Annotated in this window: 14 protein-coding genes; 7 read left to right on the top strand and 7 right to left on the bottom strand. The window is 69.2% G+C overall.

All coding sequences use genetic code 11. The annotated features are described in order from the left end of the window. Positions 1-56 precede the first annotated feature (56 nt). Positions 57-2,360 carry an alpha-L-fucosidase gene (locus ACZ4Z3_RS37590; protein ID WP_468505269.1) on the bottom strand — a complete coding sequence of 768 codons (2,304 nt, stop codon included), beginning with the start codon at positions 2,358-2,360 and terminating at the stop codon, positions 57-59. Positions 2,361-2,738: 378 nt separating this feature from the next. Here ACZ4Z3_RS37590 and ACZ4Z3_RS37585 point away from each other — a divergent pair, with 378 nt between their 5' ends. Together ACZ4Z3_RS37585 and ACZ4Z3_RS37580 are read left to right on the top strand one after the other, a co-directional pair. Continuing rightward, the gene (locus ACZ4Z3_RS37585) at positions 2,739-4,178 is read left to right on the top strand and encodes an RICIN domain-containing protein (RefSeq protein ID WP_468505268.1); all 1,440 of its coding nucleotides are present in this window, start codon (positions 2,739-2,741) and stop codon (positions 4,176-4,178) included. A 576-nt stretch (positions 4,179-4,754) separates the two neighbouring features. After that, on the top strand, positions 4,755-6,194 hold the full coding sequence (locus ACZ4Z3_RS37580) for a glycoside hydrolase family 43 protein (protein WP_468505267.1): 1,440 nt from the start codon (positions 4,755-4,757) through the stop codon (positions 6,192-6,194). Positions 6,195-6,535: 341 nt separating this feature from the next. On the opposite strand, the gene ACZ4Z3_RS37575 is transcribed toward ACZ4Z3_RS37580, so the two are convergent. Beyond that, entirely contained in the window at positions 6,536-8,044 is a 1,509-nt protein-coding gene (locus ACZ4Z3_RS37575; protein ID WP_468505266.1) for an MFS transporter, read from the bottom strand. A gap of 108 nt (positions 8,045-8,152) precedes the next feature. Further along, complete coding sequence (locus tag ACZ4Z3_RS37570) at positions 8,153-9,370, bottom strand: oxygenase MpaB family protein (RefSeq protein ID WP_468505265.1); 1,218 nt, start codon at positions 9,368-9,370, stop codon at positions 8,153-8,155. Between the two features lie 348 nt (positions 9,371-9,718). Between ACZ4Z3_RS37570 and ACZ4Z3_RS37565 the strand changes: the two genes are divergently transcribed. Then, positions 9,719-10,324: a TetR/AcrR family transcriptional regulator gene (locus tag ACZ4Z3_RS37565; RefSeq protein WP_468505264.1), complete on the top strand. Its 606-nt coding sequence runs from the start codon at positions 9,719-9,721 to the stop codon at positions 10,322-10,324. 432 nt (positions 10,325-10,756) lie between these two features. On the opposite strand, the gene ACZ4Z3_RS37560 is transcribed toward ACZ4Z3_RS37565, so the two are convergent. The 4 genes from ACZ4Z3_RS37560 to ACZ4Z3_RS37545 are packed head-to-tail and all read right to left on the bottom strand — an operon-like array spanning position 10,757 to position 14,528. Next, complete coding sequence (locus tag ACZ4Z3_RS37560) at positions 10,757-11,425, bottom strand: response regulator (RefSeq protein ID WP_468505263.1); 669 nt, start codon at positions 11,423-11,425, stop codon at positions 10,757-10,759. Further along, on the bottom strand, positions 11,422-12,741 hold the full coding sequence (locus ACZ4Z3_RS37555) for a sensor histidine kinase (protein ID WP_468505262.1): 1,320 nt from the start codon (positions 12,739-12,741) through the stop codon (positions 11,422-11,424). Before ACZ4Z3_RS37555 ends, ACZ4Z3_RS37560 begins: the two co-directional genes overlap by 4 nt. A gap of 24 nt (positions 12,742-12,765) precedes the next feature. Continuing rightward, complete coding sequence (locus ACZ4Z3_RS37550) at positions 12,766-13,599, bottom strand: ABC transporter permease (protein WP_468505261.1); 834 nt, start codon at positions 13,597-13,599, stop codon at positions 12,766-12,768. Next, positions 13,599-14,528 carry an ABC transporter ATP-binding protein gene (locus ACZ4Z3_RS37545; protein ID WP_468505260.1) on the bottom strand — a complete coding sequence of 310 codons (930 nt, stop codon included), beginning with the start codon at positions 14,526-14,528 and terminating at the stop codon, positions 13,599-13,601. Before ACZ4Z3_RS37545 ends, ACZ4Z3_RS37550 begins: the two co-directional genes overlap by 1 nt. 326 nt (positions 14,529-14,854) lie before the next feature. Here ACZ4Z3_RS37545 and ACZ4Z3_RS37540 point away from each other — a divergent pair, with 326 nt between their 5' ends. The 4 genes from ACZ4Z3_RS37540 to ACZ4Z3_RS37525 all read left to right on the top strand — a co-directional run bounded on the left by ACZ4Z3_RS37540 (position 14,855) and on the right by ACZ4Z3_RS37525 (position 19,245). Beyond that, positions 14,855-15,388, top strand: coding sequence for a 2,4'-dihydroxyacetophenone dioxygenase family protein (locus ACZ4Z3_RS37540; protein ID WP_468505259.1), 534 nt, complete (start codon positions 14,855-14,857; stop codon positions 15,386-15,388). A 31-nt stretch (positions 15,389-15,419) separates the two neighbouring features. After that, positions 15,420-16,769, top strand: a complete 1,350-nt coding sequence (locus ACZ4Z3_RS37535) for an MFS transporter (protein WP_468505258.1) — start codon at positions 15,420-15,422, stop codon at positions 16,767-16,769. After that, positions 16,766-17,929, top strand: coding sequence for a 2,3-butanediol dehydrogenase (locus tag ACZ4Z3_RS37530; RefSeq protein ID WP_468505257.1), 1,164 nt, complete (start codon positions 16,766-16,768; stop codon positions 17,927-17,929). The genes ACZ4Z3_RS37535 and ACZ4Z3_RS37530 overlap by 4 nt, the downstream gene beginning before the upstream one ends. A 383-nt stretch (positions 17,930-18,312) precedes the next feature. Next, the gene (locus ACZ4Z3_RS37525) at positions 18,313-19,245 is read left to right on the top strand and encodes a helix-turn-helix domain-containing protein (protein WP_468505256.1); all 933 of its coding nucleotides are present in this window, start codon (positions 18,313-18,315) and stop codon (positions 19,243-19,245) included. Positions 19,246-19,623: the final 378 nt, after the last annotated feature.

Genomic DNA, 19,623 nt, shown 5'->3' with positions numbered 1-19,623 from the left:
TCAGGGAGAGGGGAGCGGGGGCGCGCCACACCGCGGCGCGCCCCCGCTTGGCGCCGTTACAGCGCGAGAAGCTGCCAGTCCTGGTTGGCCCCGTCGGTGGGGGGCCATTGGATGACCGGGACGTTGTCCTGGGTGGAGGCGTCCTTGACGTCGGCGCACCAGCCGTTGCGGACGTTGACGAGCCGGTAGTAGCCGCTGGTCTGGGACGGGACCAGCTTCCACCACTGGTTGTCGCCGCCGTCGTCGGTGGCCTGCTCCAGGCCCGCGCCCTGGGCGGAGCCGTCCGGGCTGCCGAGGACCTTTCCGCTGAGGACGTTGGCCAGCCGGTAGGAGCCGTCGCTGTTCGGCTGCAGTTTCCACTTCTGGTTGGGGCCGTCGGTCCAGGGCCACTGGATGATGCCTGCGCCTTCGAGGGTCGAGGCGTCCTTGACCTCCAGGACCTTGCCGCTCTTGCGGTTCACGAGCCGGTAGGTGCCGATGTCCGCGGTGATGGGCCGGTCGAAGACCTCCAGGCTGCGGATCGAGGCCCAGACGCTGCTGGGCAGTCCGGTGACGGTCACCCGCACATACCGTGCCTGCGCACGGAAGGCCGCGATCTGCACCTGGCTGGTGCTGGTGGTGGCGGTGCGGTCCACCAGGGTGGTCCAGTTGGTGTTGTCGGTGGACCCCTCGATCTTGTACTGGTAGTTCTTGCCGTCGAGTTCCCAGGCGATACGGGTACCGGTGAGGGACTTGGTCGTGCCCAGGTCCACCTTCAGCCACTGTCCCGTGTTGCCGTTGTTGGCGCTCCAGCGGGTGGCGGTTGAGCCGTCGACGGCCTTGGCCGCGGTGTTGCCCTTGGAGGCCTCCTCGCTGCTGGCGGTGGCGGTCTTGCCCGCGGCGATGTTCGCCGGCTGCACGGAGCGGTCCAGCGTGACGCCGACGATGCTGTCCTCGGGGATGCGGGTGCGGTTGATGCCGGTGATGGCCACCCTGCCGTCCGCGCCGGCGGTGTACGGCAGGTCGGTCCCCGTGGCCACGTCGAAGACGCGGGTGACCTGCGCGTCACCGATGGAGGGGGTGGTGAAGGAGGTGCCGCTGTAGCCGGGCAGCAGATGGGCGTAGAAGGTGTTGTCCTTGTACGTGAAGCCGTACTGGCCGTCCACCGGTTCCCAAGGTCCGCTGCGTGTGCCGTAGACGGCCTGGCCGCAGATGGACAGGAAGGAGCCCACCCTGCGCACCACCGCGCCCTGGTCGGCGGGGATCACTCCCGTGCGGTCGGGGCCGACGTTGAGCAGGACGGTCATGTTGCGCACCCAGGAGTTGACCAGGATGTTCATGATGTTGCCGTAGCTCATCACGGGTGCGCCGGCCTTGTAGCCCCAGGTGCCGCAGATGGTGAAGTTCTTCTCCACCACCCGCCCGGTACGCATGGCGCCGGAGGGGATCGAGCCGCCTTCCTCGCTGAGGTAGTCGCCCATCCAGCCGGAGCGCAAGTTGACCACGATCTCGGGCTGGTGCTTGCGGACGACGCCCATCACGCCGAGGGGTTTGCCGGTGGCGGGGTCGGTGTCGCTGTAGGCGGCGTCCACCGGCCACTGGTTGGTGCTGTCGCGGAGCTTGCCGCTTTCCCAGAAGTAGGCGGCGTCCGCGTCCGAGCCGCGCTGGCCCAGCCAGCCGCCGTCCCAGTAGATGTCGTCGATCTTGCCGTACTGGGTCATCAGCTCCTTGACCTGCTGGTACACCTCGTTCTTCATGATCCTCGCGTTCTCCTTGTGCGCGGGATCGGTGGTGTAACCCCATTTGTTGGGCAGGCAGTTGGTGCCGTTGACGTCGTAGTAGCCGGGGTAGCGCCAGCTCATCGGGGAGTAGTAGAGACCGACCTTGAGACCGGCGTTGCGCACGGCGGTGACGTACTCACCGATCAGGTCCCGCTGCATCGGTGCCTGGCCGGCGTGGAAGGCGTTGGGGTGGGTGGACGGCCACAGGGCGAAGCCGTCGTGGTGGCGGGTCGTGAGCACGGCGTACTTCGCGCCCATGTCCTTGGCCAACTGGGCCCAGTCGGCCGGTTTGTAGGCGCTCGCCGTGAACTGCTCGCTTGTCGCGTCGGTGAAGTACTTCTTGTAGTTCTCGGGCGTGACGGCAGCGTTCTCCATGTACCACTCGCCCTTGGCGGGCCCCGAGTAGACGCCCCAGTGGATGAACATCCCCAGCTTGGCGTCCTGCAGCCACTGGATCCTCTCGTCGGACTGCTGCTCGATGCCCAGGTCCACTTTGGGGATCCGCAGCGGGAGAAGGGGCAGCGGCTGGGGGGCGGTGGCGGCATGGGCGGGTGTCGCCAGCGTTGGTGAGACGGCGGCGGCAACCGTCATGGCGGCCATGCCGGTCAGCACTGTGCGGCGACTGATCGGTTTGGACAAAATTCTCTCCTGACTGTTCACAGAACAGCACGGACGGTGATGCGGCTCGGGCGTGGAGTGAGTAGCCGGGGGCGCCGTGGCGGTGCGACACATGGTCGCCAGCCGCCCGAGACATTGGATGAATTAGGGGGCACCGAGAGCGCTCTTGTCCATAGTTGAGACAGACAAGCCTGAAGTTAATTGGGTGCTTGGTAGCTACTTCGGCTTGGTGGAGCGACTTACATGGGATGTATTTACGCTACGGTAACCATTGACGGGGGCGCACCCGGAACCTACCGTCCTGCGACAGATCCGAACAGGCTTCAACATCGACCGCCTGTCACTGGAAGCGGAGGACCGATGCTCAGACGTGCGTTCACACCTCTCCTTGCCCTCCTCCTGGGCGTGTTCGCGCTGTTGGTCGGCGGCCTGCCGGCTCACGCCGCCCCGGTCACCGTGACCAACGGGACGCAGTTCACCGACACCACGGGAGCCGTGGTGCACGCCCACGGCGGCGGAGTGATCAAGGTCAGCTCCTACTACTACTGGTTCGGTGAGAACCGCAACGCCGACAACACCTTCAAGGCCGTCTCCGTCTACCGCTCCACGGACCTGAGGAACTGGGAGTTCCGTAACCACGCGCTGACGCAGGCCAGCGATCCCGAGCTGGCGGTCGCCAACATCGAGCGGCCGAAGGTGATCTTCAACAGCACCACCGGCAAGTTCGTGATGTGGATGCACAAGGAGAACGGCAGCGACTACACCCAGGCTCGTGCCGCGGTCGCCGTCTCCGACAACGTCGATGGTGACTACACATGGAGGGGCAGCTTCCGGCCGCCGTCCGGCACCACGTCCCGGGACATGACCCTGTTCAAGGACGACGACGGCACCGCGTACCAAATCACCTCCGCGGCCGGTAACGCCGACCTGCACATCTACAGGCTCACCGCCGACTACACCGGTTACGGCAGCCTGGTCGCCAACCCCTGGGCGGGCACCTTCAGGGAGGCACCGGCGCTGTTCAAGCGGGACGGCGTCTACTTCATGCTCACCTCCGGCAACAGCGGCTGGAAGCCCAACCAGCAGAAGTACGCGACCGCGACCAGCATCACCGGTCCGTGGACCGCGATGGCCGACGCCGGGGACGACACCGGCTACGGCTCCCAGACCACGTTCGTCCTGCCCGTCCAGGGCACACAGGGCACCTCGTACCTGTACATGGGTGACCGCTGGGGCAACTCCATGGGCGGCACGGTCAACGAATCCCAGTACGTCTGGCTGCCGCTGACCTTCCCGACCCGGACCACCATGAACCTGCCGTGGTACCCGCAGATCGCCATCGACACCGCCGCCGGCACGGTCAGCGGAGTGGGCGGCGGCCCCTACTACAACCTGGTCGCCCGGCACAGCGGCAAGTGCCTCGACATCACCGACAACTCGGCCGCCGACAGCGCGGTCGCCCTCCAGTACACCTGCGGCGGTGGCCTCAACCAGCAGTGGCGGCTGCAGGACGCGGGGGGCGGCTACGTCCGTGTGCTCGCCCAGCACAGCGGCAAGTGCCTGGACGTCGGGGGCAACTCCACTGCCGACGGTGCCTTCGTGAACCAGTACCGCTGTACGACGGGCACCAACCAGCAGTGGCGGTTCGAGGACCAGGGAGACGGCTACTACCGCCTGGTGGCCCGGCACAGCGGAAAGTGCCTGGACGTCAAGGACGCCTCCACCGTCAACGGCGCTCGTCTGATCCAGTGGCCCTGCGGCACCGGCACCAACCAGCAGTTCCGACGCCTGACCGGCTGAACCGGCCGGCACGGGCCGGTGCCTGCCATCGACACAGGACCGGGCCGGGTTCGCTGTCGTCGCGGTGGAAAGGGTCCGGCGAACGGCGGGGTACCACGGAGGTGACCACCCCGTGGTACCGCGCCTGGGCCGTACCGGTCATGTCATGACCGCCGCTGGGGGCGTGCCGCGCACACGTCGGAAGTCGGGAGCTGCCGAGCGGGTGTCAACACCTTGCGCGGAAACACGTCGAAGATCCGTGCGCTCGGCCACCAACCACATCCATCGCCCCCCAGCGGCCGGACCGCGTGCTGCGTCACCGCGCTCGCCGAGCGCAACCGCCCCCTCGGGTCCGCGAACACAGTTGGCAAAGGTATTGACGAGTCCCTCTCCTCCCATTTGAATGTGCCCGACTTTACGAACGATGTCCGAGGTTTCGAACGAAACGCTGGCGTCGCGCCCCTCCGACGGCCCCCTGCGCCTCGGTGGGGAGAAAAGTCGTCCGGTAGCCGCGTATCCCCTCAACACCGAGCCGCCCATGCCATCCCACTGCTCTTCTCACCCGACGCTGGCATGGTAGAACGACAGGAAATGCACATGTCCGCTGTTTTCGCGCGGCTGTCGGCGATATTGGTCGCCGCCTGCCTGCTCTTCACCTCCCAAGTCCTGGCCACACCCCAGCAGGCGGCCGCCGCCGACCCGGGTTACCTGATGGCGCACTTCATCGGGGAGGGGTCGAACGGTCAGCAGATCTACTTCTCGCACAGCACCGACGGCCTGCACTGGAACGACCTCAACGGCGGGGGAGTGACCCTGCGCTCCACGGTCGGCACGAAGGGGGTGCGCGACCCCGCACTGGTCCGCTCGCCCGACGGCAGCAAGTACTGGATCATCGCGACCGACCTGTGCATCGCCTGCGGGCAGTCGTGGGCGGACTCCATCAACAACGGCAGCCGCAACCTGGTGGTGTGGGAGTCGACGGACCTGGTCAACTGGTCGCAGCCGTGGCTGCTCAACGTCGCCGGCGCCATCCCCGACGGGCGCAACGCCTGGGCACCCGAGGCGATCTGGAACCCGGCGACCAACGACTACGTCCTGTACTGGGCGACGAACGTGCCCCACAACGGCGCGACGAAGCACCGTATCTTCTACGCCCGCACCAGCGACTTCCGCACCATCACCACCCCGCAGATCTACATCGACCGCCCCGGCACCCAGGAAATCATCGACACCCAGATCGTCGAGGTGCCGGCCGGCGTCGGCAACTACCGCTACGTGCGCGCCTCAGGTGACGGCCAGATCACCCTGGAAGGCAGCAACTCGATCCTCGGGACCTGGACGCATCTCGGCAACCTCTTGGGCATCGGCCTGACCGGCACACAGGGACCCGGCAACACGGTCGAGGGCCCGATGTGGATGAAGTTCCGCGACCGCAACGAGTGGGCGCTCTACCTCGACCAGTACGCCACAGGACGCGGCTACATGCCGGTCACGACGGCCAACCCCTCCGCCCCCGGCACCTACCAGATTCCGGCGTCGGGCAGCTACAACATGGGCGGGACGAAGAAGCGTCACGGTTCGATCCTGAACCTGACGGCCGCCGAGGAGAGCCGCGTGCTCACCCGCTGGTCCGCGGCCAACCGGCTCCAGTCGTACAACTTCCAGGACCGGTACGTACGGCACGCCGACTTCGACGTGCGCATCGACCAGAACATCACCAGCGACGACGCCAAGTTCCGGATCAGGCCCGGTCTCGCCGGCACCGGCACCGTCTCCTTCGAGTCGGTGAACATGCCCGGCTACTTCCTGCGCCACGCCAACTACGACTTCCAGCTGGTCCGCAACGACGGCACCGCCCAGTTCGCAGCCGACGCCACCTTCCGCCAGGTCGCCGGCCTCGCCGACGCCACCTGGTCCTCCTTCCAGTCGTACAACTTCCCCGACCGCTACATCCGCCACTACGCCTACCAGCTCCGCCTCGACCCCATCAGCACCACGACAGCACGCGCCGACGCCACCTTCCGCGTGTCGAGCTGACCCCACCTACAAGCAGGCCGACGCTCTCGGGCGACCTCCAGCCTGCCGCCCGCTCTCCCACCGGGGACGGGCGGCGGGCGGCATCCCGCAGTCGTCGCGAATCACTCGGTCAATGGGCCTGTGGGTAATTCTGGTATGGCTTCGGCGGGGGTCTTGTTGCCGCGCGCGATGCCCGTAGCGGGCTGGTGCGCTCGACCAGGGTGCCGGTCGCCCACCTCCGTCGGTGGCCGACGCCCCACGTCGGCTGTACGACTTCCCGCCGCAGAGGACCGGCGACGCCGGCGCGCCGAAAGGGCCGGACAGACCCGTTGCACCGGGTCGGTCCGGCCCTTTCTCGGACGTCACATGTGTACGACGGGGGCGGCGTCCGGGTCCTGCTCCGGCACGCCGCGTCGGTAGAGGATGACGCTGATGACCAGTCCGACGGCGAAGAAGACGGCCGACCACCAGTAGGCGGTGGAGTAGGCCTCCAGGCCCGCATGGGCCTGCACGGCGGGGTCCCTGGGGTCCTTGCCGGTCATGTAGTCGGTGGCGGCGCTGGTGGCGAGGGTGTTGAGCAGGGCGGTGCCGATCGAGCCGCCGACCTGCATCATGGCGTTGACGGTGGCGGAGGCGACCCCGGAGTGCTCGGCGTCCACGCCTGTGACGGCCAGGCTCATGCCAGGGGGCATCACCAGGCCGAGGCCGAGACCCACCACGACGAGAGTCGGCAGGACGTCCGTGACGTAGGAGCTGTGCAGGTCGAGGGCGGTCATCCAGACCATGCCGGCGGCGGCCAGGCCCATGCCCAGCGGGACCACCGGCTTGGGGCCGATGCGGGGGATCAGCACGTTGGTGGCAAGGGCGGAGCTGATCACCAGCGCGCCGGTCATGGGCAGGAAGGCCAGCCCGGTCTCGAAGGGCGTGTAGCCGAGGCTCTGCTGCAGATAGTAGGTGAGGAAGAGGAACACCCCGAACATGCCGGCGCCGCTGATCAACACGGCGACGAAGGAGGCGCCGCGGTTGCGGTCGACCAGCACGCGCAGGGGCAGCAGAGGATGGGAGGACCTGGTCTGCCACACGGTGAACGTTGCGAGCAGGACGACTCCGGCGACCAGCCAGCCCCACGTTTGCGGCGAACTCCAGTCATGGCTCTCGGCGTTGGCGAAACCGTAGACCAGGCTGAACAGGCCGCCGCCGACGAGGACGCCGCCGGGGATGTCCAGGCTGGTGGTCTTGTCGCGGTGGGAACGGCGCAGAAGGAGGGCACCTCCGAGGAACGCCGCACCGGCGAAGACGAGGTTGACGTAAAGGGTCCAGCGCCAGTCGAGGTGCTCGGTGAGCACACCGCCGAGCAGCAGGCCGATGGCACCGCCGGCGCCGGCGATGGCGCCGTAGACACCGAAGGCCCTGGCGCGCTCCTTGGGGTCGGTGAACGTCGTGGTCAGCAGCGACATCGCGGCCGGGGCGAGCAAGGCCCCGAACAGGCCCTGACCGACGCGCGCGGCGACCAGCATCTCGAAGCTGTTCGCGGCGCCGCCCAAGGCGGAGGCCCCGGCGAAGCCGACCAGTCCGACCAGGAAGGTGATCTTGCGGCCGAACAGGTCGGCTATGCGTCCGCCGAGCAGCAGCAGGCTGCCGAAGGCGAGGGCGTAGGCGGTGACGACCCACTGCCGGTCGCCGTCGGAGAAGCCCAGGTCCTTCTGGGCCGAGGGCAGGGCGATGTTCACGATCGTCGAGTCGAGCACCACCATGAGCTGGGCCACGCCGATGACGGTGAGGATCCACCAGCGATGGCGAGGTGGTGCGCCGGTGGACGGGAGCGGGGACACGGTGCCCTCGGCCGGTGTGTCGAGGGACGTTTGCGACATGACGAAGTCTCCAGAGAAGTGGTCAAGGAGCAGAAGGTGCGGTGATGTGATGCGGACGGCTGCTTCGTTGGAGCTCGTCACGTGACGCGGTCTGTGATCGCGTAGCCGTCAGGCCGCCGGCGTACCTGAGCGACGGGCTCCCGCACGGCGCTGAAGAGCGACACCGAGGGGAAGGACAGCCGCGATCGGTTGCGATCCGGGCCCGGGCTCTTCGGCGGCCTGTCGGCGGGCTGCCTGCGCCGAGGCGGGGGAGAAGGTCTGCCAGTACCGGGCCTGCCGGTTCAAGGTGCTGATCAGCGGCATCAGGTCGGTCGCGGCCGGGACGTCGGGGATGCCCAGCCGGTCTGCTGCCGTGTCCCCGAGGGACCGCCGCAGCACGCGGTGGATGAGGTCTTCCAGCTGCTTCTCGGACAGGACCGCGCCCGGCGCGTGAGCCGTCGCGTGGGCCTGCGCGCCGATCATGGCGGCTGTCGCAGCGCGTGAGGTGTCATCGGGTGTGGCCGTCATGGTGTTGAGCAGGTCCTGCAGGCGGCGGGCGCCGGCGTGGTCGGCGACGTCCTTGTACAGGCGCTCGTCCAGCCCGAGGAGATGGGCGACGTAGGACCAGTACCGGTAGAGGTGGCTCTCCTCCTCGGCAGTGATGTCGATGCCCACGGCCGTCAGGGCCTGGCAGGCGGTGAGGGTGAAGCCGAGCCAGGCGCGTGCCATGTCGAGCTGACCGATCGGCAGACCCGGGACGCCCATGTCCCAGTCCGTGAGGGATGCGGCCCGCATGCGGGCGTGGCGCAGCCGGGCCTCGACGGTGGCCACGTACCCCGGCCCTCCGCGCAGGAGCCCTCCCGGCCGGATGATCTGCCGCGCCCACACCCCGGTCTCCGCGAGCCGGCGCGAAAAGGTCGGCGTCGGCCTGTCGGTTCGGATCAGCAGCCGTGCGGTGGCCGGGGAGGCGTAGGTGTGGGCGAGCGCACTGGTGATCACGCAAAGACCGAACCACAGGGGCGGGACGGACAGGCTCACGGTGTCGCCGCGGTGGAGCATCAGAGGGTCGACCCAGGAAGGGGTCGTCTCCACCTGCTTCAACAGCGCGGCGACGGCTTCCCGGGGCCGCTCGTCGAGACCTGCCAGCCCTTTCCTCAGACCGGCGTCGAGAGCCTGCCGCGCCTTGGGGCCGTGGAGGTCCAGTTCGGCGATGACGGCGTCGGCGAGCGGATCTCCGGCGGTGATCAGCGGCGCCATGCGGTCGGCCTTTGTGGAGGGTCGGCGGCCCACCGCTTCCAGGGCGATCACTCGTTCGGAGGGTGTGTGGGGGGTGTGGTTCGCGGTCATGTGGCTCTCTCACTTCCGAGAAGGTGCGAGCAGGGCGTCGGACGCACTCAGTTCCCCGAGCCGGTCGGGAAGGTGGGATGTCCGTCACGAACAGCCTCTGACACCTGTCAGATTAGTAGCAATCTGACAGGTGTCAAGTAAGCTTGTTTCTCGTGAGCCCAGGGTTGGGCTGCGGGCAACCCCCGTAGGCAGCCGAGGCAGGTCTCTTCGGGAAGAGCGCGAGGCCGACGAACGACGCCTGTGAGGTGCATGCCGCGCAGGAACGAACCAGCAGTCATGGAGGCAGTGATGGGAGTACGAACCGAGTCCGTCAGGCGGCCGGGGCGCCCAGGGGCCGGCACTCCGGCGGTGCCCGAGGAGGAGAGCATCCTCCAGCGGGGCCTCGAGGCCTTCGCGGAGCTGGGCTACGACCGTGCCTCCGCACGTGAACTGGCCCGCCGCCTGGGCGTCAGCCACAACTTCATCAACGACCGGTACGGGTCGAAGGCGGCTTTCTGGCGTGCGGTCATGGACCATGCGCTGGGGCCGCAACTGGAGGGCCTGCTACAGGCGGATTCCGGGATCGACGATGCCGAGCGGCTGCGCCAGATCGTCACCGGCTTCTACCGCGCCGCGGCGGACACGCCGTTGATCGGACGCGTCTTCGTCGACGAGTCGTCCCGGGACACCGAACGGTTGGACTTTCTGTACGAGCGCTTCGTCGCTCCGACCCTTCAGCTCATGACGCCCAGCATCGAGCGGCTCGTCGCCTCCGGACGCATGGCGCCCATTCCGAAGGACGTGCTGTTCTTCGCTGTCATCCCGCCCGTCGCGGGAATGGTGGAGGGCCCTCTGGCGCGGCGCCTCGGCCGACCGGAATCCGCCTCGTCACAGCAGCTCACGGACACAGCGGAGGCGCTGGCGACGCTCGTGGTCAACGGACTCCTCGCGACGGGTGCGCCAAGCGGCCGGTGAGCTCGGCCGGGTGCCCGTCCGGCGGATCTTGGAGCCCGTATCAGGCTCGATGCACAGATCGCGCGGGGCGATCCGCTGCAGCTGGACCTGACGCCGGTTCGCCCCTCCAAGACGGCGATGCCGTCCCCGCTCGGCACCGACGGCGTCGAGGCCACCGGCCGGAACGTCGCTGTCGGCGGCCGTACCCGCGTGCTGATCCTCGCGACTTCCAACGCGTCGGGCACCGGCGTCAGGTACTTCGGTGTGACGGCCGTCCCCTCCTACAGGCCCATGGCACCGGTGACCAGCGGCTCGGGTATCCGTGCAGGAACCGTTCGCCAAGCCGGACCACGAACGGGTGTTGTGCGAGCAGTTGCGCCGCCCACCGGATGTCGACGTCCGCTCCGGCCCGCGGCTGACGGCTCGGAGCGGCCCGTGGCAGGCCTCGGCCGGTTACGACTTGGCCCTGACCAGGCCGGTGTCGTACGCCGTGATGACGGCCTGGATGCGGTCGCGGGCGCCGATCTTGGCGAGTACGCGGCCCACGTGCTTCTTGACGGTGGATTCGGTCAGGACGAGGCGCTCGGCGATTTCGGTGTTGGTCCAGCCCTGGCCGATGGCGACGAGGACTTCGCGCTCGCGGTCGGTGAGGGTCCTCAGGCGGGGGTCCTGGGCGGGTGGCCTGTCCCCGGGGGCCAGGACCCGGTTGGTGTAGGCGTCCAAGAGGCGACGGGTGAGGCGGGGGGAGACGACGGCGTCGCCGGTGGCGACCGCGTGGATGCCGGCGACGAGTTCCTCGGGGCGGGCGTCCTTGAGGAGGAAGCCGCCGGCGCCGGCGCGCAGGCCGTCGTAGGCGTACTCGTCGAGGTCGAAAGTGGTGACGATGAGGACGCGGGTGCGGCCGCCCGCGGCGATGATGCGACGGGTGGCCTCGATGCCGTCCATGCCGGGCATGCGGATGTCCATGAGGACGACGTCGGGGCGCAGTTCGGCAGCCAATCGGACGGCCTCTGCGCCGTGTCCCGCCTCGCCGACCGGGGTCAGGCCGGGCGTGCCCTCCAAAAGCATGCGCACGCCCATGCGTTGCAGGGGCTGGTCGTCGGCGATGAGGACGGTGGTCATGGCTGATGATCTCCTGGGGCTACTTCGAGGACGACGTCGACGAGCCAGCCGTGGCCGGCGGCACGCGGGCCGAGGGTGACGGTGCCGCCGTACATGGCGGCCCGCTGGCGGATGCCGACGAGGCCGTGCCCGGCGTCGCCGGACCGCGCCCCGGCGGCGGCTGCGCCGGTGTCGGCGACCTTGATGTGCACGGTGTCGGTGTCCGTGGTGACGGTGACATCGGCCGTGGCGGCCGGGCCGGCGTGTTTGAGGGTGTTGGTGAGGGCTTCCTGGACGACGCGGTACACGGTGAGCTGAACGCCGCTGCCGAGGGCGTCGAGGTCGCCCGTCGTCCGGTAGGTCACGGGCAGCCCCGCCGCTCGAACGCGCGTCAGCAACGCGTCCAGGTCCCGGATGCCGGGCTGTGGGCCGAGCAGCCGTTCGTCCTCTTCAGGGCCCCGCTCGTCGCGCAGCACGCCGAGGACCTGCCGGAGTTCGCTCATCGCCTGGCGGCCGGTGTCGGCGAGGATGCGCAGGGCGTCGGCGGACGTCTCGCCGCGGTTGGCGGCGAGGGTGGCGGCGCCGTCGGCGACGCTGACCATGACGGAGAGGTTGTGGCCGACGATGTCGTGCATCTCCCGGGCGATGCGGGTGCGTTCGGCGGCGGTGGTGAGCCGGATGCGCTGGACCTGCTCGATCTCCAGGCGTGTGGCCCGGTCCTCGAGTGCCGCGAGGTAGAGGCGGCGGATCCGCAGCGTCAGGCCGATGGCGATGGCCGCCGTCGCCGTGCCCATCAGGAAGAAGAGACCGAGGAACGGGTGCTCGACAGGGGCCAGTAGCCCCACCGCCATGGCCAGTTCGGCCGTGGTGAGAGCGGCGGCCACGCCGAGCGCGCGCAGTGATCCGTGCAGGGCAAGGCTGTAGAGGGCGATGAGCGCGGGCATGCCGGTCTGCTGCCACACACCCAGCGACCACTGAGCCAGCAACACCGCGGAGATCACCCAGTACGTGGCGGCCGGGGCCCTGCGGCGCCACCACAGCGGTACGACGAGCGCGACGGCGAAGGCGACCAGCACCGGCATCGGCAATTGGCTGCGGTCCGTCGTGTCCCCGAAGGGGCCGTGGCGGCCGGGTGAGAGCAGGTCGGGGAGGCTGAACAGGGCGACGACGAGGACGACCGCGGTGTCGAGCACCCACGGATGCCGCTGGTCCAGTCGGCGTCGGGCGCTCCGACCGCGCAGTATCCGGCCCAGGAGCGGGTGTGCCCAGGCGTCGGCGAGCCCGGGGGACGGCGCGGTGGCCGTCCCCCGGGTGAGGGTCGCGGGCGTCTGTCTCATGATCCCACTGTCTCGCACCGCCGTTCAGGCGTCGTTCTTGAGGAGCCGCCAGGCGGCTCCGGCGAGGGTGAGGGCCACCCACCCGGCGAAGACGGCGAGTCCCGCTCCGGGGGAGAGGGCGTCGGAGGAGTCGTGCAGGGCGTACATCGCCGAGCCCGCGTTGCTGGGGAAGTAGGGGTTGATGTTGTCGTAGAGGGAGTCGGGCAGCAGGGAGGCCAGGCCCGGGAGGATGAGCAGGACGCCGACCAGGACCGCGATCGCCCCGGCGCTGGAGCGCAGCAGCATGCCCAGGGCCACACCCGCGACGGCGACCAGGGCGAGGTAGAGGCCGGCCCCGGCCAGGCTGCGCAGTACACCGTCGTCGCCCAGGGACAGGGCGATCTTCTCGCCGTCCAGGCCCACGGTGCCCAGCTGGAAGGCGGCGAGGGCGCCGAGCGTGGTCAGGACCAGGATGACGGCGCCGATCACGGCGGCCTTGGACCACAGGACCGGCAGACGGCGGGGAACGGCGGTGAGGGTGGAGCGGATCATGCCGGTGGTGTACTCGCCGGCCGACAACAGGACGCCGAGCACACCGACGGCCAGCGACGCGAAGGTCACCCCGAGCAGGGCGAGGCTGACCGCGTCCTGCTCGCCGGAACCCGGTCCGGGCGGTCCGTCCTGGGCGGGCGCGTCGGGACTGTAGGTGGCGGAGGCGATCGAGCCGAGGGCGATCAGCAGGACCACGGCGACAGCGAGGGTGATCCAACTGGAGCGCAGCGACCAGAACTTGGCCCACTCCGCGCGCAGCACCCGTGGACCGGTGACCTTGTAGGCCGGGGTGTTGGTCCGGGTGGGGGAGAGTTCGGTGACCGTCATCAGGCTGCCTTTCGCTCGGTCTCGACGGGATGGCTCTGGTACTCGACGACGTCCCTGGTCAGGTCCATGAACGCCGCCTCCAACGAGACGGCCTGCGGGGTGAGCTCGTACAACGCCACCCCGTGCTCGGCCGCGATCCGCCCTATCTCCCGGGCATCGCGTCCAAAGACCAGGAGTTCCTCGGCGGACGAGGAGGAGATCGTCATGTCCGGCCCCGCCAGCAGCGAGCGCAGCCTGCCGGCCTCGGCGGAGGCGACCTTCACGCCGCCGCCGCTCGCCTCCCGGGTGAAGTCGTCGACGGTGGTGTCCGCGAGCAGCCGCCCACGGCCGATGATCACCAGATGGTCCGCGATCATCGCCGTCTCGCTCATCAGGTGCGAGGAGAGCATCACCGCCCGGCCCTCGTCGGCCAGCGAACGCAGCAGATTGCGCACCCACAGCACGCCCTCGGGGTCCAGGCCGTTGACCGGCTCGTCGAGCATGACGATCGCGGGGTCGCCGAGCAGGGCCGCCGCGATACCGAGCCGCTGGCCCATGCCGAGCGAGAAGGCCCCGACCCGCTTACCGGCCACGCTGGTCAGTCCGGCCAGTTCGATGACCTCGTCGACCCGGCGGCGCGGGATGCCGTGCGTGTACGCGAGCGCCATCAGATGGTTGAACGCGCTGCGGCCGGGGTGGACGGACCTGGCCTCCAGCAGGGTGCCGATCTCGTGCAGCGGTGCCATGTGCTTCGCGTACGACTTGCCGTTGACCGTCACCGAGCCCTTGGTGGGGGAGTCCAGGCCGACGATCATGCGCATGGTGGTGGACTTGCCGGCACCGTTGGGGCCGAGGAAGCCGGTGACCTCACCGGGCTTGACGGTGAAACTCAACTCGTCGACGACGGTCTTGTCGCCGTACCGTTTGGTCAGCTCACGCGCTTCGATCATGGGTGGGCCTTTCCCTCGGATTGGGCCGGGCGAGCGCCGCGGCCTGTGCAGCCGACGTTAGAAGCGCGGCCGGCCCGAACCCTGGGACCACGGGGGACACTTGACCGCCCGAGTGGTACGGCGGTGCCACTCGGCGCTGATCGCCGGTACGCCTCAGGTATGACACGCCGGCGGGTAGGTGGGGGAGCCGGCCCACCGCCGCGCACCGGAGGTCGTGGAGACGGCGCATGTCCCAAACAGGCAATCCGCCATGTCTCCCACGGGAAAGACCTGGCCACGGCTCTAGGGGTTCACTGTCGGCCACCTCGACGAAAAGGAGCCGAAACATGCCCGAGGAAGCCAGGTCGGAATTCTGGAAGGGCCTCAAGCCGATCACCGACTCGGTGAAGCCCGACGCACAACCGGAGGTCTTTCTGTCCCAGGTGGCCACCGACGACGACCGGTACTACGCACCGCTCAGCGAGACCGTCGGCTCGCGCCCGCTGTGGATCAACGTCAAGGACAACTCCTGGGCCGACATCCTCTGCGCCAAGCAGGCCGGACTCGTCAACCGGCACTACCACCCGCACGAGGTGTTCGCGTACACGATCTCCGGCAAGTGGGGCTACCTGGAGCGGCCCTGGACCGCGCGGGCCGGTGACTTCGTCTACGAGGCCCCCGGCGAGGGACACACGCTGGTGGCCTACGAGAGCGACGAGCCGATGAAGGCGTTCTTCATCGTCAAGGGGCCGTTGATCTGGCTGGACGAGGACGGCAACACCACCGGCTACTTCGATGTCCACGACTACATCGAGCTGTGCAGGAACCACTACGAGAGGGTCGGCATCGGTGCCGACTACGTCAACTCACTCTTCCGGTGACCCCGGTCCCGCCGCTCCGAACGAGGTTCCGATGTCACGTATCCGTACCCGTGTGCGGCCCGACGCAGAAGCGCCCGGGGCCACCGACGGTGCAGCACACCGCTATGAGAACCGGCTGCTGCTGATCCTCTTCCTGGCCTTCGGATTCGTCTTCTTCGACCGCCAGGCGTTGCCGTTCCTTGCCCCGTTCATCAGCAAAGAGATCCATCTGTCCAACACCGAACTGGGTACCCTGTCCGGAGTGCTGGCCCTCACCTGGGCACTGTCCGGGCTGGTCGCCGGCCGGCTGTCGGACAAACTCGGCAGACGCAGACCCATTCTGATCGCCGCGGTGGTCCTCTTCTCCTGCTTCTCCGCGGCGGGCGGGCTGATGACGGGCTTCCTCGGCCTCCTCGTCGCCCGGGCCCTGATGGGCGTGGCGGAGGGAGCCGTGCTGCCGCTGGCCCAGTCACTGATGGTGGAGGCGTCCCGGGAGAGCCGTCGCGGTCTCAACATGGGGCTGCTCCAGGGCTCGTCGGCAGGCCTGATGGGCGGGATCCTCGCCCCGCTGGCGGTGGTGTGGCTGGCCGAGCTCCATGGCTGGCGCACGGCCTTGCTCGTGACGATCGTGCCTGGTCTGCTCATCGCGGTCTGGATCGCCAAGTCGGTCAGGGAGGTGCCGCCCGGCGGCCGGATCCAGGTCGCCACCGTCGATGCCGAGGCCGTCCCCGAGACGACGGCCGCCTCCAAGCCGTCGGTGCGGGAGGTTCTGGGACACCGCAACATCGTCCTGTGCATGGCGATCGCGTGCTGCTACCTGACCTGGTTCATCGTCATCGTCACCTTCACCCCTACGTACCTGCTGACCGTCAAGGGTTTCTCCCCGAGCACCATGAGCGGCGTCATGACCTGCCTGGGAGTGGGGTGGGTCCTGTGGGGGTTCCTCACCCCGGCCGTCTCCGACCGCATCGGCCGCAAGCCGACCATGATCGCCTTCTCCGCGACAGCGGCCCTGTGTCCGCTGGCAGTGGTCTACGTCACCGATCCGGTGGTGCTGGCCCTGGTTATCGTGCTCACCTACACCGGGCTCGGCTGTTTCACCCTGTTCATGGCCACCATCCCCGCCGAGACGGTGTCCCGTGGCGCGCTGGCCACCGCACTCGGCCTGGTCATGGGAGTCGGCGAGCTGGCCGGTGGCTTCCTCGCTCCGGTGATCGCCGGGCGCGCCTCGGACGTCTGGGGCCTGCAGACGGCCATGTTCATCTCCGCCGGCGGCGCCGTCGCCGTCGTTCTGCTCTCCCTCGGCCTGCGGGAGACCGCGCCGGGCGTGCTGCGTCGGCGGGCCGCCCGGGCCGAGGCCGCGGTCGGCCCGGGCGCGGTGGTGGCGGGAGCGGCCGAATGAGGGCCGACACGCGGCGTATGCGGGCCGCTGTCTGGTACGGAGCCAGGGACGTCCGGATAGCCGAGGTGGACGCTCCCACACCCGGGCGCGGCGAGGTGCTCATCAAGGTCGCCTACTGCGGCATCTGCGGCAGCGACCTGCACGAGTACGTCGACGGACCACACGCGATCCCCGTCGCGAAGCCGCATCCGGCTTCCGGCGTCACAGCTCCGCTCGTCCTCGGCCATGAGTTCTGTGGGACCGTAGTGGCCCTCGGGGCGTCGGTGAACGACCTGACGGTCGGCGACCGGGTGGCGGTCGAACCGAACTACCGGTGTGGGGAGTGCCCACGGTGCCGGGCAGGTGAGTACAACATCTGCCGACACTTCGGGTTCGCCGGGCTGATGGGGAACGGCGGCATGGCCGAGTACGCCGCCATCCCCGCCTATATGGCGCACCGCCTCCCCGAGAACGTGTCGCTGGAGCAGGCCGCGCTCTTCGAACCAGCCTCGGTCGCCCTGCACGCCCTACGGCGCGCCGGGGCCCTGCCCGAGACAGTGGCGGTGGTCGGCCTGGGCCCGGTCGGCCTGCTCACCGTCCGGCTCGCCGCCGAACGCGAGGTGCGGCGCATCGTCGCCGTCGACGTTTCCCCGGCTCGCCTGCACCGCGCCGCCGGGCTGGGCGCCACCGATCTGGTCGACGCCGGCGTGGAGGAAGGAGCCGGGGAGCGTATCCGTGAGCTGACCGGCGGTGAGGGCGTCGATGTCGCGTTCGAAGTGGTCGGATCCGAGAGCGCCCTGCGCACCTGCCTGGCCGCGACTCGGCGCGGCGGCCGGGTCGTCCTCGTCGGTCTGGCCCCTCAGGTGTCCCTGGACACCTTCGCACTGGTCAACAACGAGCAGTCGATCGTCTCCAGCGTCGGCTACCGCGAGACCTATCCGGAACTCATCCGGCTCGTCGCCGAGCGAGGGCTGGATCTGACACCGGTCGTCACCTCGACCATCGCCCTCGACGCTCTGGTCCCCCGTGGCTTCGAGGCGCTGTTGGACGGTCCGGGAAACCAGGTCAAGATCCTGGTCGACCCCGCCGCACACCGTGACGGCCTCGACCACCTCGTCCCCTGCACGGCGTCAGCCGAGACCGCGACGCGTACGACCTCGGACAGCGGGAGGAGGTGCTGACTCGGGCTCACCGCGATCGTGCAGGCGTGGGCCGGCCTGCGCGCCCCCGGCTCGCACTCCGGCCGGCCCCGGGACGGCGCCTCCCGACTGACCGGTCCCGGCCGGCCGAGCACACGACGGACGGCAGCCGCGTGAACGCGCCAGCAGGGGGCTCGGACGCCGGGCCCCCGCCTGCGCGAGCCGTGACGCGGCAGCGCACCGGGAGGTACTCTCGCCCGGAGACAGCACCAGGCACCTCCGACGGCCCTCACGTCAGAGCACGAGGCCCAGCCCAGCGGCCGGATCGACTCCCTGTTGTCACGGCAGAACAGTCCCGCACCACAGTCATCAGGGAAGCACGGGCGGGAAAGGAGATTCAGGTGAACCTGCCTATCGTCTCCCGCGTGTCCACGCAGTCGGTCGATCCGGCGGACCGCATCGACTTCTGGGAGGAACACAACCGCCAGGCTCTGGTGGGCTTGACATGCTCGTCGTACTCGCGGGAGGGCCTGCTGGCCACGGAGACGAACGTCGAGCTGGGGGACCTGCGGCTGGCCGAGATCGCCGGCAACGAGCACGTCATCGAACGGACCCCACGGACCTGCCGGGCCCTGCCGAAGGACTCGATCTTCGTCACGCTGTTGACGGCAGGCAGCGGCGTGTTCTTCCACGAGGGCGGCTGCGTCACCCTGCGGACGGGCGACCTGATTCTCTACGACACGAGGCGGCCCTATCTGTTCGGGTTCCCCTCTCCCATGCGTCAGTTGCTGGTGGACATCCCGCGTGAGGTGTTCGCCGCGCAGTGTGCCTCCGGCGAGGTGTCCGCACCGATACTGCTCGGCACGGGGTCGCCCGCCGAAGGTGCCCAGGCTTCCGCGCTGGAGGCGGTACTGGCCGACTGGGTCACGGGGCAGGGCGGCGAGGACTCGGTCAGCACCCAGGCCACCGTGCTGGACCTCGTCCGCACGCTGGCCGCACCGAGGCTGGGCGGTTCCGCGTCGCCCGCCATGCTCTCCCAGCTGGCGGTGGCCAAGGACTACATAGCCCGGCACCTTACCGACCCCGGGCTGAGCTCCGGGAGGGTCGCGGAGGCGATCGGAGTGTCCGCGCGGCACCTCAGCCGTATCTTCCAGCCGACCGGGGTGAGCCCCTCCCGATACATCCTCGAACAGCGGCTCGGCAAGGCCCGGCAGGTGCTCGCCGATCCGAGCTCCCGCCATCTGACGATCGCCGAAGTCGCCCATTGCTGGGGCTTTGCCAGTCAGGCCCACTTCACCCGGGTCTTCCGGAGCCGTTTCGGCCGCACACCCGGAGAAACGCGCCCGTTCAACAGCTGAACCGGTGTCTGCGGGACAGTGTGCGCGCACCCATCGGACGGCCACGGGCTGACCGCTGTGCCCGGCCCTGAGCCCGACGATCTTACGAATGACCGTCTCGGGCCCACGCCTGGACGGTAGGACAAGCTCAGACACGCACGTCACCGGCGACCGAACGACGTTCCCCTGGCCGGACCGGCCGAACTCGTCCGTCAAGCCGAGCTGATGGAGTCCTACCGCCCCGACCCGGTCCCGCTGCTGCGGCCGGCGATGTCGACTCCGCATAAATCCCCAAAGGTGCGGATGTGAGTAAGCAGGCGTGCATTCCGGTCGTCTGCAGGTGACGGGCGTGGTCCAGGTCGCGCTGGTGGGCCGGGGCGGTCCGGGCGGCGGTGAGGA

Source organism: Streptomyces sp. NPDC030296 (assembly GCF_055572815.1).
The sequence above is the reverse complement of the archived record's forward strand: the minus strand, read 5'-3'. Positions and strand labels throughout refer to the sequence as shown.

Excerpts from the sequence above, each read along its gene's own strand:
- ACZ4Z3_RS37560 (WP_468505263.1), bottom strand. The coding sequence starts at position 11,425 with ATGACCACCGTCCTCATCGCCGACGACCAGCCCCTGCAACGCATGGGC.
- ACZ4Z3_RS37575 (WP_468505266.1), bottom strand. The coding sequence starts at position 8,044 with ATGTCGCAAACGTCCCTCGACACACCGGCCGAGGGCACCGTGTCCCCG.
- ACZ4Z3_RS37530 (WP_468505257.1), top strand. The coding sequence starts at position 16,766 with ATGAGGGCCGACACGCGGCGTATGCGGGCCGCTGTCTGGTACGGAGCC.
- ACZ4Z3_RS37555 (WP_468505262.1), bottom strand. The coding sequence starts at position 12,741 with ATGAGACAGACGCCCGCGACCCTCACCCGGGGGACGGCCACCGCGCCG.
- ACZ4Z3_RS37545 (WP_468505260.1), bottom strand. The coding sequence starts at position 14,528 with ATGATCGAAGCGCGTGAGCTGACCAAACGGTACGGCGACAAGACCGTC.
- ACZ4Z3_RS37570 (WP_468505265.1), bottom strand. The coding sequence starts at position 9,370 with ATGACCGCGAACCACACCCCCCACACACCCTCCGAACGAGTGATCGCC.
- ACZ4Z3_RS37540 (WP_468505259.1), top strand. The coding sequence starts at position 14,855 with ATGCCCGAGGAAGCCAGGTCGGAATTCTGGAAGGGCCTCAAGCCGATC.
- ACZ4Z3_RS37550 (WP_468505261.1), bottom strand. The coding sequence starts at position 13,599 with ATGACGGTCACCGAACTCTCCCCCACCCGGACCAACACCCCGGCCTAC.
- ACZ4Z3_RS37585 (WP_468505268.1), top strand. The coding sequence starts at position 2,739 with ATGCTCAGACGTGCGTTCACACCTCTCCTTGCCCTCCTCCTGGGCGTG.
- ACZ4Z3_RS37580 (WP_468505267.1), top strand. The coding sequence starts at position 4,755 with ATGTCCGCTGTTTTCGCGCGGCTGTCGGCGATATTGGTCGCCGCCTGC.
- ACZ4Z3_RS37535 (WP_468505258.1), top strand. The coding sequence starts at position 15,420 with ATGTCACGTATCCGTACCCGTGTGCGGCCCGACGCAGAAGCGCCCGGG.
- ACZ4Z3_RS37590 (WP_468505269.1), bottom strand. The coding sequence starts at position 2,360 with ATGGCCGCCATGACGGTTGCCGCCGCCGTCTCACCAACGCTGGCGACA.